Source organism: Armatimonadota bacterium, assembly GCA_016869025.1.
Taxonomy (GTDB): Bacteria; Sysuimicrobiota; Sysuimicrobiia; order Sysuimicrobiales; family Humicultoraceae; genus VGFA01.
Window position 1 is genome coordinate 38190 of sequence record VGFA01000019.1, and the last position, 14368, is coordinate 52557.

Here is a 14368-nt window from a genome sequence, read left to right on the forward strand (position 1 = left end):
GGCAGCCGCCCGGCGGTTCGTGTCCGTTGTGGCAACAGATCGCTTAGGTGACGCAAGATGAAGAACAACAGAAACGCCCGACCCAACAACGCTGAGAAGGAAACCATCCTCACGGCCGCCGGGCTCCGCAGGGTCGAGGAAGAGCTCGAACAGTTGAGGGGATCTCGTCGCAAGGAGATCGCGGAACGCATCAAGATGGCAAAAGAGTTCGGCGATCTCTCGGAAAACGCGGAGTACGACGACGCCAAGAACGAGCAGGCCTTCGTCGAGGGCCGCATCCTCCAGCTCGAGCACATGGTCCGCAGCGCGCGTGTGATTGACAGCAGCGCAGCGGCCGGCGACGCGGTGTCGGTGGGTGCCACGGTGCGTCTCAAGGACCTTGCCACGGGGGCCGAGCTGAGGTATACGATCGTGGGTTCCCCGGAGGCCGACCCCCTGCTTGACCTCATCAGCAACGAATCGCCGGTGGGTGAAGCGCTCATCGGGCGCAAGAAGGGCGAAACCGTGCAGATCCGGGTCCCTGCCGGGGAGATCAGGTACAAGATCCTCGAAATCGTCCAGTAGCCGGGCTGGCGGGAGGCGGTCATACCCCCCTGACGGGGAATACGCCCTGCCCCGGCGCCGTAGTCTCAGGTGAGGGTCCGGATGTCCTGCGGACGGCTGGGGGGCGGTCGGGCAGGATAGAGACCCGGCCGGACAGAAGACTTGGAGGACAGCATGCGGGATTCCTCTCACCCTCCAAAGAGAGGGGAGTTCGGTGGCAATGTTTGAACGGTTCACGGAGCGCGCTCGCCGCGTAATCATCCTCGCCCAGGAAGAGGCCAAGCGCCTCAACCACAGCGCCGTGGGGACCGAGCACATCTTGCTGGGCATTATCCGAGAAGGTGAAGGAGTGGCCAGCAAGGTCCTGGAGAGTCTGAACATCAGCCCTGAGAGGGTGCGCTCTGAGGTCGAGGGAGCCATCGGGCGTGGGGAGCGCTCGCCACACGAGGAGGTCGCCTTCACGCCGCGGGCCAAGAAGGTGCTTGAGCTGGCGCTGGACGAGGCCAGGCGCCTCGGACACAACTACATTGGCACCGAGCATCTCCTGCTGGGTCTGATCCGTGAAGGAGAAGGCGTGGCCGCCCGCGTGCTCGAGGCGATGGGCGCTGATCTGGACCGCGTCCGCGCGCAGGTGGTCTATCTCCTGGGCGAGGAGGGTACAACCTCGTACGCCAAGCAGGCGAGCAAGACGCCCACGCTGGACGAGTTCGGCCGCGACCTGACCAAGCTTGCCCGGGATGGCAAGCTCGACCCGGTAATCGGGCGCCAGCGCGAGATCGAGCGCGTCATTCAGGTGCTCTCCCGCCGTACGAAGAACAATCCCGCGCTCATTGGGGAACCCGGTGTTGGCAAGACCGCCATCACCGAAGGGCTGGCCCAACGGATCGTGAGCGGCGACGTTCCGGACGTGTTGCGCGGGAAGCGCACCGTGCAACTTGATCTGGCCGCGCTGGTCGCGGGCACCAAGTACCGTGGCGAGTTCGAAGAGCGCATGAAGAAGGTCATGGAGGAAATCCGCAAGGCAGCGGGCGAGGTGGTGCTGTTCGTTGACGAGCTGCACACCCTGGTGGGCGCCGGCGCCGCCGAGGGCGCCATTGACGCCAGCAACATCCTCAAGCCGGCGCTTGCCCGCGGGGAGCTGCAGTGCATAGGTGCCACGACGCTCGACGAGTACAGGAAGTACGTCGAGCGTGACGCGGGGTTGGAGCGCCGCTTTCAGCCGATCCTTGTATCCGAGCCAGACGTGGAGCAGACCAAGGAGATCCTCCGCGGCCTGCGCGAGCGGTATGAGGCGCACCACGGGGTCAGGATCAGCGACGAGGCCCTCGTGGCCGCGGCCACTCTTGCCGAGAAGTACATCTCGGACAGGTTCCTCCCGGACAAGGCGATTGACCTGATGGACGAGGCCGCGTCCAAGGTCCGCCTGCAGGCCTCGTTTCTGCCCCAGGAAGTGCGCCAGGCGATGGAGCGCGTGGAGCGGGCCAAGCGCGAGAAGGAAGAGGCCAGCAAGGCGGAGGATTTCGAGCGCGCCGCGCAACTGCGCGACCGCGAGCGGGTGCTGCGACAGAAGCTGGACGAGATGGAAGGATCAATCAGTCGGGATAAGCGCAGGTCGGATCTCAACGTCGTGAGCGGCGATGATGTGGCCGATGTTGTGAGCTCCTGGACCGGCATCCCGGTCACGCGCCTGGTCGAAGAGGAATCGCACAAGCTATTGCGCATGGAGGAGTCGTTGCACGAGCGGATCGTGGGCCAGGAAGACGCGGTGCGGGCCGTGAGCAAGGCGGTGCGGCGGGCGCGGGCCGGCCTGAAGGACCCCCGCCGGCCCATCGGTTCGTTTATCTTCCTGGGACCCACCGGGGTGGGCAAGACCGAGCTTGCCCGGGCGCTGGCCGAGTTCCTGTTCGGAGACGAGGGTGCGCTCATCCGCATAGACATGTCGGAATACAGCGAGCGGCACACGGTCAGCCGGCTGGTCGGTTCGCCACCCGGCTATGTTGGCTACGACGAGGGTGGCCAGCTCACCGAGGCGGTACGCCGCCGGCCCTTCGCGGTGGTGCTCTTCGACGAAATCGAGAAGGCCCATCCCGAGATCTTCAACGTGCTGCTCCAGATCCTTGATGACGGTCGCCTGACCGATGCCCAGGGTCGCACCGTGGACTTCAAGAACGCGGTCATCATCATGACAAGCAATGTGGGCGCCCCGCAGCTCAACAAGGAGATCGGGATCGGATTTCGGACCTCGGGATACGACGACACGGTGGACCGCGAGCGCGTCTACCAGCGCATGCGCGATCACGTGATGGAGGAGCTGCGCCGGACGTTCCGGCCCGAGTTCCTCAACCGTCTGGACGAGATGATCGTGTTTAGGCCCCTGACCAGCGAACAGATACTGGAGATAGTTGGGATCCTAGTGGAGCGGGTACGGCGCGAGCTGCGCAGCCAGAAGATGGACATGGAGCTGACCCCCGCGGCCCGGGAGGTCCTCGCGCGGGAAGGATTCGACCCGACCTTCGGGGCCAGGCCGCTGCGCCGCGCCATCCAGCGCCTCGTGGAGGATCCCCTCAGCGATGAACTCCTTCGCGGCCAGTTCACCAGCGGCGACATGCTGGTTGTGGACGCAAGGGAGGGACAGATCGTCTTCGAGCGCAAGCGGGAGCCTGCGCTCGCCGAGTAGCCCTGTCGGACCGCACGCGCATCCGGTACGTCTGCCAGAGCTGCGGGCACTCCGCGGCGAAGTGGTTGGGCCGGTGCCCGGCGTGTGGGGAGTGGAACTCCCTTTCGGAAGAGATAGAGCACTCCCTGGCCGCGCCCGCCAGCCACGCTCCGGCCGCAGAGCCCGTCTCCCTCGCAGAGGTGATCGTGTCGGCCGAGACTCGCCAGCAGACCGGATCCGAGGAGTTCGACCGGGTTCTGGGTGGTGGCGCGGTAGCCGGCTCCGTCGTGCTCGTCGGCGGGGATCCCGGTATAGGAAAGTCAACGCTGTTGCTCCAGACCGCCGAGAGGGCGGCGCGTGCCGGCGGAGCGGTCCTCTATGTCAGTGCCGAGGAGTCGGTGCCCCAGATCAAGCTCCGCGCGGAGCGCCTGGGAGCCGCTTCTCCGCGCCTCTACCTGCTCGCGGAAGTTGACCTGGAGGCGATCCTTCAAGCAGCCGGACGGCTCCGGCCGGCGATGCTGATCGTGGATTCCATCCAGACCGTCCACCGCTCCGACGTATCCTCCACGGCCGGAAGCGTTGCGCAGGTTCGAGAGTGTACGGCCGCGCTCGTCAGGCTGGCCAAAGATCAGGGAGTTGCCACGTTCATCGTGGGCCATGTCACTAAGGAAGGCGCACTCGCCGGGCCGCGGGTCCTGGAGCACCTGGTTGACACGGTGCTGGCCTTTGAGGGAGACCGGCACCACGCCTACCGGATCCTCCGCGCCACCAAGAACCGGTTTGGCTCTACCAACGAGATAGGCGTCTTTGAGATGGCCGGGGGAGGACTCGTCGAGGTTCCGAATCCATCGGCCGCGTTCCTCTCCGAGCGCCCGGAGGCAGCGCCCGGCTCGGCGGTGGTGTGCGCGATCGAGGGGACCCGGTCCCTGCTCGTTGAGGTGCAGGCCCTAACAATCCCCACCTCGTTTGGCATGCCCAGGCGAACCGCGGCAGGTGTTGACTACAACCGGCTCCTGGTACTCCTCGCGGTGCTCGAGCGCCGCGGCGGCCTGCAGCTCTCCGGGCAGGACGTGTACGCGAGCGTTGCCGGAGGCATCTCGGTGGACGAGCCGGCCGCGGACCTCGGCATCGCGGCGGCGGTGGCCAGCAGCCTGCGCAACCGTCCGGTGGATCCCAGGACCGTGGTCGTGGGCGAGGTGGGTCTTGCGGGAGAGGTACGCGCAGTGCCGCAGGTGGAAAAGCGGCTCGCAGAAGCCGCCCGGCTAGGGTTCGCCCGGGCCGTCGTGCCGCGGGCAGAGTCCCTCAAGGGGCCGGCCGGCCTGGAACTAGTACGCGTGGGCGATCTGACCGAGGCGCTTCGGGCGGTGCTCTAGGCGCTCAGGTCAGGCGGAAGACCCCCAGCGAGACGGCCCGGCCGTGCTCCTTCCGGAGGATCTCGCCGAAGTCCAGGTCGAGCAGGTTGCAGGTCGCAGCCAGGTAGAACAGCGCCATTCCGATCTCGGTCTCGAGGACCTCCCGGCACCGCTCGCACATGGCTCCATCCAGGTGGGTCTGCATGGCATTGCGCAGCTCCGCCATGCTCACATCCGATGGAAAGCACTGCCGGCCGGCCTGAATCCTGATGCAGCCGCAGTTCGTGACAGACTTGGCAACCGCGCGGTTGACGCGGGCAACCGCTTCGGCGAGCTTGCTCTGGACATCCAGGATGCTGCGGTGGCGGATCAAGTACTCGGCGACGGCGCTCTGGAAGGTGCCTTCGCTGATCTTTGCCATCCGCGCCACCTCGAGGCAGTCAGACCTGCGGTGCAGAACACGCGTCTATGATTATAGTGATCGGCCGTCGCCACTGTCAATTTGCGCGCGGCGGCTCGGCTTCTCGTGGCGCAACCGCGTGTGGTATACTCGGGCGCGTAGGCCGATCGCACCGGCTCCTACGGGCAGTGTGTCCTCATCATGCGCGATCCGTTTGTCCGCGTTGCCGGAGTTCTCGTCGGCGGCATTGCCGGCTACCAGGCGGTGATCCTCGCATATGCGTGGGTTCCGGCCGCCTTGAGCCTGGGATTCGTGGACGAGGCGGCCGGCGTGGTTCTCGGCGGGCTCGTCGGCTTCCTGCTTGGACCTCCTGTGGCCAGGGTGTTCGTCAACGCGATGGAGTGGGTCCTGGGCGGTCTATCGCACCTCTCCCTCCACGACCTGCTCCTGGCGGCGTTCGGCCTGACCTCGGGCCTGGTTCTGGCGTTCTTCGTCGGGTACCTGCTGGAGGGAGTGCCACTCATCGGGCCCTACGTCCGGCTGGTGGCGGGCATCGTCCTTGGCTATCTCGGCCTGCACGTGGCACTACGGCGGCGGGACGAGGTTTCCGGTGCGCTGTTGCCGCAGGGCCGCATGCCGGCCGGAGGCCGCCCCGGTCCGCAGGCGACTCCCAAGATCCTCGACACCAGCGTCATCATAGACGGCCGCATCGCGGAGATATGCACAAGCGGGTTCTTGGAAGGCCCGCTATTCGTGCCCCGCTCGGTGCTCGCGGAGTTGCAACGTATCGCGGACTCGCCGGATGCGCTTCGGCGCAACCGGGGCAGGAGAGGCCTGGACATCCTCAACCGACTCCGCCGCGAGATGGCAACCGTGCAGATCTTGGACGAGGAGGCACCTCCTGGACAGGACGTGGATGCGCGGCTGGTGACGCTGGCCAAGATGCACCACGCCGCGATCGTGACCACCGATTTCAACCTGGGCAAGGTTGCTGAACTGGAGGGCGTGCGCGTTCTCAACGTGAACCAGATGGCCCAGGCGCTACGGCCACCGGTGCTGCCGGGCGAAGAGCTCTCGGTGCATGTCGTCCGCGACGGGAAGGAGGCCGGGCAGGGTGTGGCCTACATGGAGGACGGGACGATGGTCGTTGTCGAGGGTGGCCGGCGCTACATCGGCGAGACCTTCGACGTCGTCGTAACCAGCGCGCTTCAGACCTCTGCCGGACGTATGGTATTCGCGCGTCCCAAGATGGGCGACCCTGCCGGACGGCCTGACCCGGAGCGAGGGTGAAGTGAAGACCGGCCTGACCGGCGCGGTGATCGTTGCCGCCGGCAGTGGTACACGGCTTCCAGGACCTGCGCCCAAACCGCTGCTGCGGCTGGGGTCCACCACGATCCTGGAGCGGACGCTTCAGCCCTTCGAGCAGTGTCACTCGGTTGACCGGATCGTCGTCGTGGTGGGCGCCGACCACGTGGCTTCGCTGTCAGACCGATTGGCAGGCAAGGTGGCGGCGGTTGTCGGTGGCGCCCCCGACCGCCGGGGATCCGTGGCAGCCGGGCTTGACGCGCTTCCCCAGGCACAGTGGCTCGTCATCCACGACGGGGTCCGTCCCTTCGTGACCCCGGCCTTGATCGAGCGCGTGCTGGAGGCGGCCATGCGATGGGGCGCAGCCACCGCCGGGATTCCGGTTGTTGACACACTGAAGGAAGTGGACCAGAACCTGGTCCTTAGGACCCTCGACCGGGCCGGACTCTTCGCCGTGCAGACGCCGCAGGCGTTTGCCGCTGGCCTGTTGCGCGAGGCGCACCTCCGCGTGCCCCAGACCGCGCCGGCCACGGACGACGCAGGGCTCGTCGAAGCCCTCGGGGCGCCGGTGGCCGTGGTCACGGGTGATCCTGCCAACTTCAAGATCACCACCGGGGCCGACCTTGAGTTGGCGCGCCTGAGGGTCGCCGAAAGAAGCGGGCCGGGATTGCGCGTGGGCACCGGATGTGATCTCCACCGGCTGGCACCCGATCGGGCACTGGTGCTGGGCGGTGTTCGCATCCCCCATGCGCGCGGCCTTGCCGGGCATTCCGACGCCGACGTCCTGACCCACGCCGTTATGGACGCGCTTCTTGGGGCTGCGGGCGAGAGCGACATCGGCCACCATTTCCCGCCCGCGGATCCCGCGCTTCGAGGCGCGGACAGCATTGGGCTGGCAGCGTCGGTTTCGGGCATGCTACGCGCGGCGGGATGGACAATCGTGAACGTGGACGCCGTGGTGCTGGCCGAGGCGCCCATGCTGGCGCCGCACATCGAGGCGATGCGGGCGAGACTGGCCGGGGCGCTGGGAATCGGGGCGGACCAGATAGGGATCAAGGCCACCACCGCAGAAGGCATGGGACCTGTAGGCCGCGGTGAAGGGATAGAAGCCCGCGCCGTGGCACTGCTGCGGAAGGCGGAATAGAATGGCCCGCCGCCCCAAGCCAGGGGGCGTTTCACCGCCGGAGATGCTGTTCGTCGAGCGCGCCGCGGTCGCCGAGCCGATCACCGTAGAGGTTGAAAGGCCCCTTGCATTTCGCCCCCGCCTTGTGGGGTTCTGGCGAGGCAACGTGTTTCACCTCATCGCACGGGTGGTCGCCACGCGCCGCGAGTACGATGCCACCTACCACCGGGTGCTGACCGACCGGGGCGCCTTCGACCTGCGTTCCTTCCGGCGGGCCGACGCGGTGACACTGCGTTCCCGCTGCTGCTGGGAGGTCTGCGCCGAACTCGACGCCATCCCCATCGCCCGGCTGCCGTAGCCGGCACCTCCCCTTGTGGCTCCTTCAACGCTCCGATAGACTTGACAGTCGAGGTGGCGCTATGGGCCTGGAGATACACAACTCGCTGAGCCGACAGAAGGAGCCGTTTCGCACGCTGGTCCCGGGCGCTGTCAGCATGTACGTCTGCGGGCCGAACCTGTACGGACCGGCGCACGTGGGCCACGCGCTCTCGTACATCTTCTTCGATGTCGTGAGGCGCTACCTTGAGTACAAGGGGCTCGAGGTCCGCCACGTTCAGAACTTCACCGACATCGAAGATCGCATAGTGGCGCGCGCGCAAGAGGAAGGCAGGAGCATCTTCGCGATTGCCCAGGAGTACATCGAACGGTTCCTCCAGGAGATGGACGCCCTACGCGTGCAGCGGGCCCATCACTACCCGCGGGCGACCGAGGTCATCCCAAAGATGATCGAGATCATCGAAGGGCTGATCACAGGCGGGCATGCCTACACGGTGGACGGGGACGTGTACTTCCGCGTCACTTCCTTTCCCAGGTACGGTCTTCTGTCCGGCCGGTCGCTGGAGCAGATGCAGGCCGGCGCCCGCATCGAGGTGGACGAGCGCAAGGAGCACCCCATGGACTTCGCGCTCTGGAAGGCGTCCAGGCCAGGAGAACCGTCATGGGAGAGCCCCTGGGGTCAGGGACGGCCCGGCTGGCACATCGAGTGCTCGGCCATGTCCATGCAGTTCCTGGGGGAGCAGATTGACCTGCACGGTGGCGGGGACGACGTTCGCTTCCCGCATCACGAGAACGAGATTGCACAGTCCGAGGCCTACACGGGCCGGGCGCCCTTCGCGCGATTCTGGGTGCACAACGCGTTGATGAAGCCGCCGGTTGGGGATGAGATGCACCGGCATCTTGGCAACTTCGTGGCGATTCGGGACGCCCTGGCGCGGTATGAGCCGGACGCGATTCGCCTGTTCGTCCTCTCGGCGCACTACCGGACCCCATCACGCTGGACCGACGAAGCAGTGGACGCCGCCGGAAGAGGCCTCGAGCGGCTGCGGGCTGCTCTCGCCAACGCCGACACCGTGCTGGGAGGGCATCCGGTACCGTCTCCTGATGGGCCCATGGCCCAGCGGGCCTCGGAGATCCGGACCGCGTTCGAGCGTGCGATGGACGACGACTTCGGCACTCCCCAGGCGATCGCGGTTCTGTTCGACCTGGCGGCTGAGATCAACCGCGCCGCCGGCGCAGCCATGGCCGGGAACCCTGGGGCATCCGGCGGGATGGCCCAGGCCGCCTCAGCCCTGCGCACCCTTGCCGGCGTCTTGGGACTGCGCGTGGTTCCGGATGCGATTCCTCCTGAGGCAGCGGCGGCGGTATTCCAGATCCTGGATGAGATGCGGGCCGCGGATCCCGCCCTGTTTCCAGGAGAGGGAAGCACGCCGGGCGCCGAGGAGGCGGTGGCGTTGCTGCTCTCGGGCCGCAGCCGAGCCCGCGAGGCGAGGCGGTTTGCCCTGGCCGATCTGGTGAGGGCCCGCCTGGGCGAGGCCGGGATCGCCGTCGAAGATCTGCCAGGAGGCAGCCGTTGGCGCCTGGTGTCGCGCCGCGACGCGCGCGCCTGACATCGGCCGAGGCGCAGATCGAAGGCAGGCACCCGGTCCTGGAGGCGCTGCGCGCCGGCAGGCCGCTCCGGAAGCTGCTGGTGGCCAGGGGCAGCACCACGGACAGGGCGATGCGCCACCTGATCGGAGAGGCACGGGCCCGGGGCGTGCCTGTCCAGGAAGTGGACCCGGCGATCCTGCTCCAGCAGGCACAGACGCGCTCGCCCCAGGGCGTGATCGCCTACGCGGCCGCGCACAGGACGTTCGAGATCCCAGACATCCTGGGGCGTGCCCGCGCAAGGTCCGAGCCGCCATTCCTCTTGTTGCTTGACGGGGTTCAGGATCCCGGCAATCTGGGCGCCATCATCCGGTCTGCTGACGCCGCCGGTGTTCACGGTGTTGTGATTCCGCGGCACCGGGCGGTCGGACTGACGCCAACGGTCGCGGCGTCCTCGGCAGGAGCGGTCGAGCACGTTCCCGTGGCCGTGGTGCCCAACCTTGGGTCGGCGATTGAGTACCTGAAGCAAGAGGGCATCTGGGTGACCGGGGCCGATCCCACTGCCCGCGATCCCGTCTATGCCGTTGAGTTGATCCCGCCGCTGGCGCTCGTTCTGGGCGGCGAGGGGCGCGGTCTGTCGCGGCTGGTGCGCGACCGTTGCGACCGGCTGGTCCGCATTCCCATGCACGGCGCGACATCTTCGCTCAACGTGTCGGTGGCCGCCGGCGTTCTCCTGTTTGAGGCCAGACGCCAGATGGCCGCGCGCGCCAGGGGGAACGGGTGAGCCGCCGGCTGATAGTCCTGGGGACCGGCCTGCTCGTGGCGATAGCCGCCGGCACAGCTGCCTGGGTCGCGCTGGCCGACCTGTACTACTCCGGCCGGCCACTGCCCGGCGTGACCATCGCAGGCCATCCAGTGCGGGGCATGAGCCCGGAGGACCTGGCCGCGCGCGTGCAGGCTCTGGCCAGGCCGGCCTTGATGCGGCAGGTCAGGGTGCGCGCCGCAACGGCCGAGGCCACGCTCGCGGCTGGCGCGCTGGGACTGGGGCCTGCCGTGGACCAGACGGTGGCCACCGTCCTGGCCGTTGGACGCACCGGCACCCTGCTCCAGCGATGGCTCCGGCGGCTGGCGCTCCTGCGCCAGCCGGTGGACGTGCCCATAACCTACCGCGTAGATCTCGATGCCGTCCGGGCCTCCGCAGCCGGGGTGGCCGCACCCCTACTAATCGAGCCAAGGGACGCAGTCGTGGCGGTCCTTGCGGGGCGTCTTACCGTGCTCCACCCAAGCCAGGACGGCGTGGTCCTGGATGAGCCGGCCTCGGTCGCCCGTGTGGCCGTCGCGCTTGAACAGCACCTGCCTGTCGTGGAGATGATTGTGACCCTGCGGCGGCCGGCGTTCACTACCGAGATGGCCGACCTGATGGCAGAGCCGCTGGCGCAGTCTACGACGCGCTTCTCCAACAATCCGGACAGGGTTCACAATATCCATCTCGCCTCCGCTGCCCTGCGCGGTCTGCTGCTGCCGCCGGAGGCCGTGCTCTCCTTCAACCAGGCCGTGGGGCCCCGTGACCCGGCCCGCGGCTACAGGAAGGCCCCGGTGCTGGTCAGCAACGAGTTGGTACCGGGCGATGGGGGTGGGGTGTGCCAGGTTTCCTCAACGCTCTACAACGCGGCGCTGCTGGCTGGGATGGAGGTCCAGAGCCGGACCAATCATTCCAGGCCGGTTCCCTACCTGCCGCCTGGCCGCGACGCCGCGGTCGTGCACGGGCTGATAGACCTGCGCCTGCGCAACTCGAGCGGGCACCACATGTTCGTCTGGACGGAAGCCACGGCGCGTCGCGTGACGGTCGCGTTGTACGGAGCGCGGCAGCCGGGCCGGTCCGTCGAGATCGTGGTGACCGACCGGACCGTCATTCCACCGCCGCCGCACACGGTCACCCGGCATGACCCGGCAATTCCCGCCGGCCAGACGAGGATCGAGAAGGCCAGGTCCGGGCTTCGAGCGCGTACGCTCCGCATCGTGAGGCAGGACGGCGCGGTCCTCCAGCAGGAGGTCGTGTCCACGAGTTACTATCAACCGACGCCGCGCACGGTCAAGATCGGCACAGGCGGTGTGAACAAGCGGGCTTCCGCTCCTTGACGCAACACAACGCGGTTCCTATAATAAGAACGAATTACGACGATGGACACCTGCTTCCGCACTGCTCGTCCGCAGTCACCCCCACATCTCTCTGCACCTGGCCGGAGGGGATAGCCGGTGGCGCTCGTGCGCAGGGAAGGGCTCGGCTACGGTGATCTGGTTGACGAAGAGCTGGTAGATCACGCCAAGTCCGGGGACGATCGCGCCGCGGAGTTCCTGATCGGGAAGTACCGCAACTTCGTCCGCGTCAAGGCCAAGGCGTACTTCCTGATAGGCGCCGACCGTGAGGACATCATCCAGGAAGGGATGATCGGCCTCTACAAGGCGATCCGGGACTTCCGGCGCGACAAGCTCTCCTCGTTCCGGGCGTTCGCCGAGCTGTGCATCACCCGTCAGATCATCACGGCTATCAAGACCGCGACGCGGCAGAAGCACATCCCGCTCAACTCGTACATCTCCCTGAACAAGCCGATCTACGATGAGGATTCCGATCGCACGCTGCTGGACGTGATCAGCAGCATCAAGGTCAGTGATCCCGAGGAACTGGTCATCAACCAGGAAGCCTCGGCGACCATGCGCGAGCGCATCCGCAAGAACCTCAGCGAACTGGAGTGTCGTGTGCTCACCGCGTACCTGGAGGGCAAGTCCTACCAGGAGATGGCCAACGAACTCACCCGGCACGTCAAGTCCATTGACAACGCCCTGCAGCGCGTCAAGCGCAAGCTCGAACGCAACCTCGAAGACGACGCCTGACCCGGCGCTCTATCCGCCTATCCGGCCCATCAAGCACGATACGGGAGAGGTGGCCTGGTCGAGCGCCTGGCCGATCGGACGCCGGTAGGCCGCGGCTTCGAGCAGGACCTTCATCTGGTCGCGCGAGGCTCCGGCGCGCAGCGGCGCCAGGAGGTCTTCCTCGTCCTCTCTCAGCAGGCACAGGCGCAACCGTCCGCTCGAGGTGAGCCGGAGCCGGCCGCACTTCTCGCAGAACGGCTCGCTCATGGAGCTGATCAGGCCAATACGGCCCCGGGCCCCGGAGAGGCGGTAGGTCCTGGAGGGGGCGCTGCCGCTGAGGTCCAGCGGCTCAAGGTGTCCCAGCGCCGCCTCGATGCGGGACCTGGTCTCCTCGGAGGGCACCATGCCCGCCCCCTCAATCCCGGCCAGGGACGCGAACGGCATCATCTCTATGAAACGTACCTCCCACGGATGCTCCAGGGTAAGGGCGGCCAGGGAGACCACATCGTCCTCGTTGTGGCCTCTGATGACCACCGAGTTGATCTTGATCGGGCCCAGACCGACCTCCTCGGCGCGCCGCACGCCTGCGAGCACACGCTCCACCTGCCCGCCCCGCGTGATCCGCCGGAACTTCTCCGGGTCGAGGGTGTCAATGCTGACGTTGACCCGGTCCAGCCCGGCGGCGGCGAGCGGACCGGCCATTGGCTCGAGCAGGATCCCGTTGGTGGTCATGGCCACGTCCCTGATCCCCGGGACCGAGGCGATGCGCCGGACGAGCTCCACTATGCCCGCCCGGATGATGGGCTCTCCGCCGGTGAGGCGGATCTTCTCGACCCCGAGCTCCGCGGCGATCTCGACTAGGAGGAGCAGTTCGTCGTCCTGGAGCAGTTCGGCCGGCGGGCGGTGGGAGATCCCCCGCTCCGGGACGCAGTAGACGCAGCGCAGGTTGCACCTGTCCGTGAGGGAGATGCGAAGGTCTCGAAGCGGCCTCCCGTGCTGATCGCGCATGGATGAAATCATTCTAGCACAGCGCCGCGCCGGAGAAACCTGGCAGGTTGACTCGCTGGTGGATCTTGAGCCGCCGGCCGGAGTCGAACCGGCTGGGGGTCCTGGAGCCGCCGACCGGAGTCGAACCGGTAACCCCCGCATTACAAGTGCGGTGCTCTGCCGGGTTGAGCTACGGCGGCCCGGTGCGGTCCGAATTATAGCACAGGCGGCAAGATTGACGCTGCGTCTACGCGCCGCCTATAATCGTCCCGGGAGGGCGGGTACCCAAGTGGCCAAAGGGGGCTGACTGTAGATCAGCTGGCGGATGCCTTCGGAGGTTCGAATCCTTCCCCGCCCACCAACAAGCCCGCGGGAGTAGCTCAATGGTAGAGCTCCAGCCTTCCAAGCTGGTGGTGCGGGTTCGATTCCCGTCTCCCGCTCCACTTCCGATTTCGGCACCAGCGGCGTAGTCCCGGTGACTAGCACGCCGGACTTGTGGGCATGAGTATGTTCGGCCACTCCCGCAAACGGGACAGGCCTCAACCGTCACGAAGGCAGGGTGGAGATGGGATCGGATGAAGCCGGAGCGCGGATCACGGTTGTCGGCCTGGGATATGTCGGCCTGGTGGCTGCGGCCTGTTTTGCGAAGATGGGCAACAGGGTTGTCGGCCTTGAGACCAACGCGGCGTACCTCAAGAACCTTCGGGCCGGGAGGATCCCGTTCCACGAGCCCGGGCTTGAGGAGCTGATCGCCGAGCAGTTGGCCGTGGGGCGCCTCTCACACACCGGCGATCCCGCGGAGGGCGTAAGGGGATCGGAGTTCATATTCCTGGCTGTAGGCACGCCCAAGCACTCCGACGGTCAGGCCGATCTTTCCCAGATTGAATCGGCCGTGGAGCAGATTGCCGAGTTCCTTGAGCCGGATGCGGTTGTCGTGATCAAGAGCACTGTCCCGGTGCGCACGGCCGAAAGGGTGCGAGGCCTGATCCAGGGCGTCCGCGGCCCCGAGTTCCGCGTCAGCTTGGTCTCCAACCCGGAGTTCCGGAACGTGTCAACACCTCTGAGACAAGTTCCTTTGTGAATTATTGACCCTTGCATAAGTAATGGGACGATGGTATCTTCCCATGCATGAGACCACACGGGAGTCCCGCAGCGTTGGAAGCACGGCGACGCCGGGCCGTCGCCCTCGTCGCGGACGGGCTGGGCGT

General features: G+C 66.9%; 13 protein-coding genes and 3 tRNA genes. 13 read left to right on the top strand and 3 right to left on the bottom strand.

Annotation, left to right across the window (positions count from 1 at the left end; all coding sequences use genetic code 11):
* Window positions 1–57 precede the first annotated feature (57 nt).
* The 3 genes from greA (at window position 58) to radA (ending at window position 4572) form a co-directional block, all read left to right on the top strand.
* Window positions 58–564, top strand: coding sequence for a transcription elongation factor GreA (gene greA, locus FJX73_09960; protein ID MBM3471097.1), 507 nt, complete (start codon window positions 58–60; stop codon window positions 562–564).
* A 199-nt stretch (window positions 565–763) separates the two neighbouring features.
* Entirely contained in the window at window positions 764–3220 is a 2457-nt protein-coding gene (locus FJX73_09965) for an ATP-dependent Clp protease ATP-binding subunit (GenBank protein ID MBM3471098.1), read from the top strand.
* 2 nt (window positions 3221–3222) lie between these two features.
* Entirely contained in the window at window positions 3223–4572 is a 1350-nt protein-coding gene (gene radA / locus FJX73_09970; GenBank protein ID MBM3471099.1) for a DNA repair protein RadA, read from the top strand.
* Window positions 4573–4576: 4 nt separating this feature from the next.
* On the opposite strand, the gene FJX73_09975 is transcribed toward radA, so the two are convergent.
* Window positions 4577–4972 carry a DUF1573 domain-containing protein gene (locus tag FJX73_09975; protein MBM3471100.1) on the bottom strand — a complete coding sequence of 132 codons (396 nt, stop codon included), beginning with the start codon at window positions 4970–4972 and terminating at the stop codon, window positions 4577–4579.
* Between the two features lie 180 nt (window positions 4973–5152).
* Here FJX73_09975 and FJX73_09980 point away from each other — a divergent pair, with 180 nt between their 5' ends.
* From FJX73_09980 to sigH, 7 genes are all read left to right on the top strand, one after another.
* Complete coding sequence (locus FJX73_09980) at window positions 5153–6241, top strand: TRAM domain-containing protein (GenBank protein ID MBM3471101.1); 1089 nt, start codon at window positions 5153–5155, stop codon at window positions 6239–6241.
* A 1-nt stretch (window position 6242) separates the two neighbouring features.
* Window positions 6243–7400 carry a 2-C-methyl-D-erythritol 2,4-cyclodiphosphate synthase gene (locus FJX73_09985; GenBank protein ID MBM3471102.1) on the top strand — a complete coding sequence of 386 codons (1158 nt, stop codon included), beginning with the start codon at window positions 6243–6245 and terminating at the stop codon, window positions 7398–7400.
* A 1-nt stretch (window position 7401) separates the two neighbouring features.
* Complete coding sequence (locus FJX73_09990) at window positions 7402–7737, top strand: hypothetical protein (GenBank protein MBM3471103.1); 336 nt, start codon at window positions 7402–7404, stop codon at window positions 7735–7737.
* 61 nt (window positions 7738–7798) lie between these two features.
* On the top strand, window positions 7799–9325 hold the full coding sequence (locus FJX73_09995; GenBank protein ID MBM3471104.1) for a cysteine--tRNA ligase: 1527 nt from the start codon (window positions 7799–7801) through the stop codon (window positions 9323–9325).
* The gene (gene rlmB / locus FJX73_10000; protein ID MBM3471105.1) at window positions 9322–10086 is read left to right on the top strand and encodes a 23S rRNA (guanosine(2251)-2'-O)-methyltransferase RlmB; all 765 of its coding nucleotides are present in this window, start codon (window positions 9322–9324) and stop codon (window positions 10084–10086) included. Before FJX73_09995 ends, rlmB begins: the two co-directional genes overlap by 4 nt.
* Entirely contained in the window at window positions 10083–11441 is a 1359-nt protein-coding gene (locus tag FJX73_10005; protein MBM3471106.1) for a hypothetical protein, read from the top strand. The genes rlmB and FJX73_10005 overlap by 4 nt, the downstream gene beginning before the upstream one ends.
* A gap of 117 nt (window positions 11442–11558) precedes the next feature.
* A complete protein-coding gene (gene sigH, locus FJX73_10010; GenBank protein ID MBM3471107.1) occupies window positions 11559–12194 on the top strand; it encodes an RNA polymerase sporulation sigma factor SigH in 636 nt (211 codons plus the stop codon).
* A gap of 9 nt (window positions 12195–12203) precedes the next feature.
* On the opposite strand, the gene moaA is transcribed toward sigH, so the two are convergent.
* Together moaA and FJX73_10020 are read right to left on the bottom strand one after the other, a co-directional pair.
* A complete protein-coding gene (moaA, locus tag FJX73_10015) occupies window positions 12204–13322 on the bottom strand; it encodes a GTP 3',8-cyclase MoaA (GenBank protein MBM3471108.1) in 1119 nt (372 codons plus the stop codon).
* A tRNA-Thr gene (locus tag FJX73_10020) sits at window positions 13284–13360 on the bottom strand. The genes moaA and FJX73_10020 overlap by 39 nt, the downstream gene beginning before the upstream one ends.
* Window positions 13361–13435: 75 nt before the next feature.
* Between FJX73_10020 and FJX73_10025 the strand changes: the two genes are divergently transcribed.
* The 3 genes from FJX73_10025 (at window position 13436) to FJX73_10035 (ending at window position 14241) form a co-directional block, all read left to right on the top strand.
* A tRNA-Tyr gene (locus FJX73_10025) sits at window positions 13436–13521 on the top strand.
* Window positions 13522–13529: 8 nt separating this feature from the next.
* Window positions 13530–13603 (top strand) — tRNA-Gly (locus FJX73_10030).
* A 122-nt stretch (window positions 13604–13725) separates the two neighbouring features.
* Entirely contained in the window at window positions 13726–14241 is a 516-nt protein-coding gene (locus FJX73_10035) for a UDP-glucose/GDP-mannose dehydrogenase family protein (protein MBM3471109.1), read from the top strand.
* Window positions 14242–14368: the final 127 nt, after the last annotated feature.

Bases quoted from the DNA above. Each gene is read 5' to 3' on its own strand.
- greA (MBM3471097.1), top strand. From the start codon at position 58: ATGAAGAACAACAGAAACGCCCGACCCAACAACGCTGAGAAGGAAACC.
- FJX73_09965 (MBM3471098.1), top strand. From the start codon at position 764: ATGTTTGAACGGTTCACGGAGCGCGCTCGCCGCGTAATCATCCTCGCC.
- FJX73_09975 (MBM3471100.1), bottom strand. From the start codon at position 4,972: ATGGCAAAGATCAGCGAAGGCACCTTCCAGAGCGCCGTCGCCGAGTAC.
- FJX73_09980 (MBM3471101.1), top strand. From the start codon at position 5,153: ATGCGCGATCCGTTTGTCCGCGTTGCCGGAGTTCTCGTCGGCGGCATT.
- FJX73_09990 (MBM3471103.1), top strand. From the start codon at position 7,402: ATGGCCCGCCGCCCCAAGCCAGGGGGCGTTTCACCGCCGGAGATGCTG.
- FJX73_09995 (MBM3471104.1), top strand. From the start codon at position 7,799: ATGGGCCTGGAGATACACAACTCGCTGAGCCGACAGAAGGAGCCGTTT.
- moaA (MBM3471108.1), bottom strand. From the start codon at position 13,322: ATGCGGGGGTTACCGGTTCGACTCCGGTCGGCGGCTCCAGGACCCCCA.
- FJX73_10035 (MBM3471109.1), top strand. From the start codon at position 13,726: ATGGGATCGGATGAAGCCGGAGCGCGGATCACGGTTGTCGGCCTGGGA.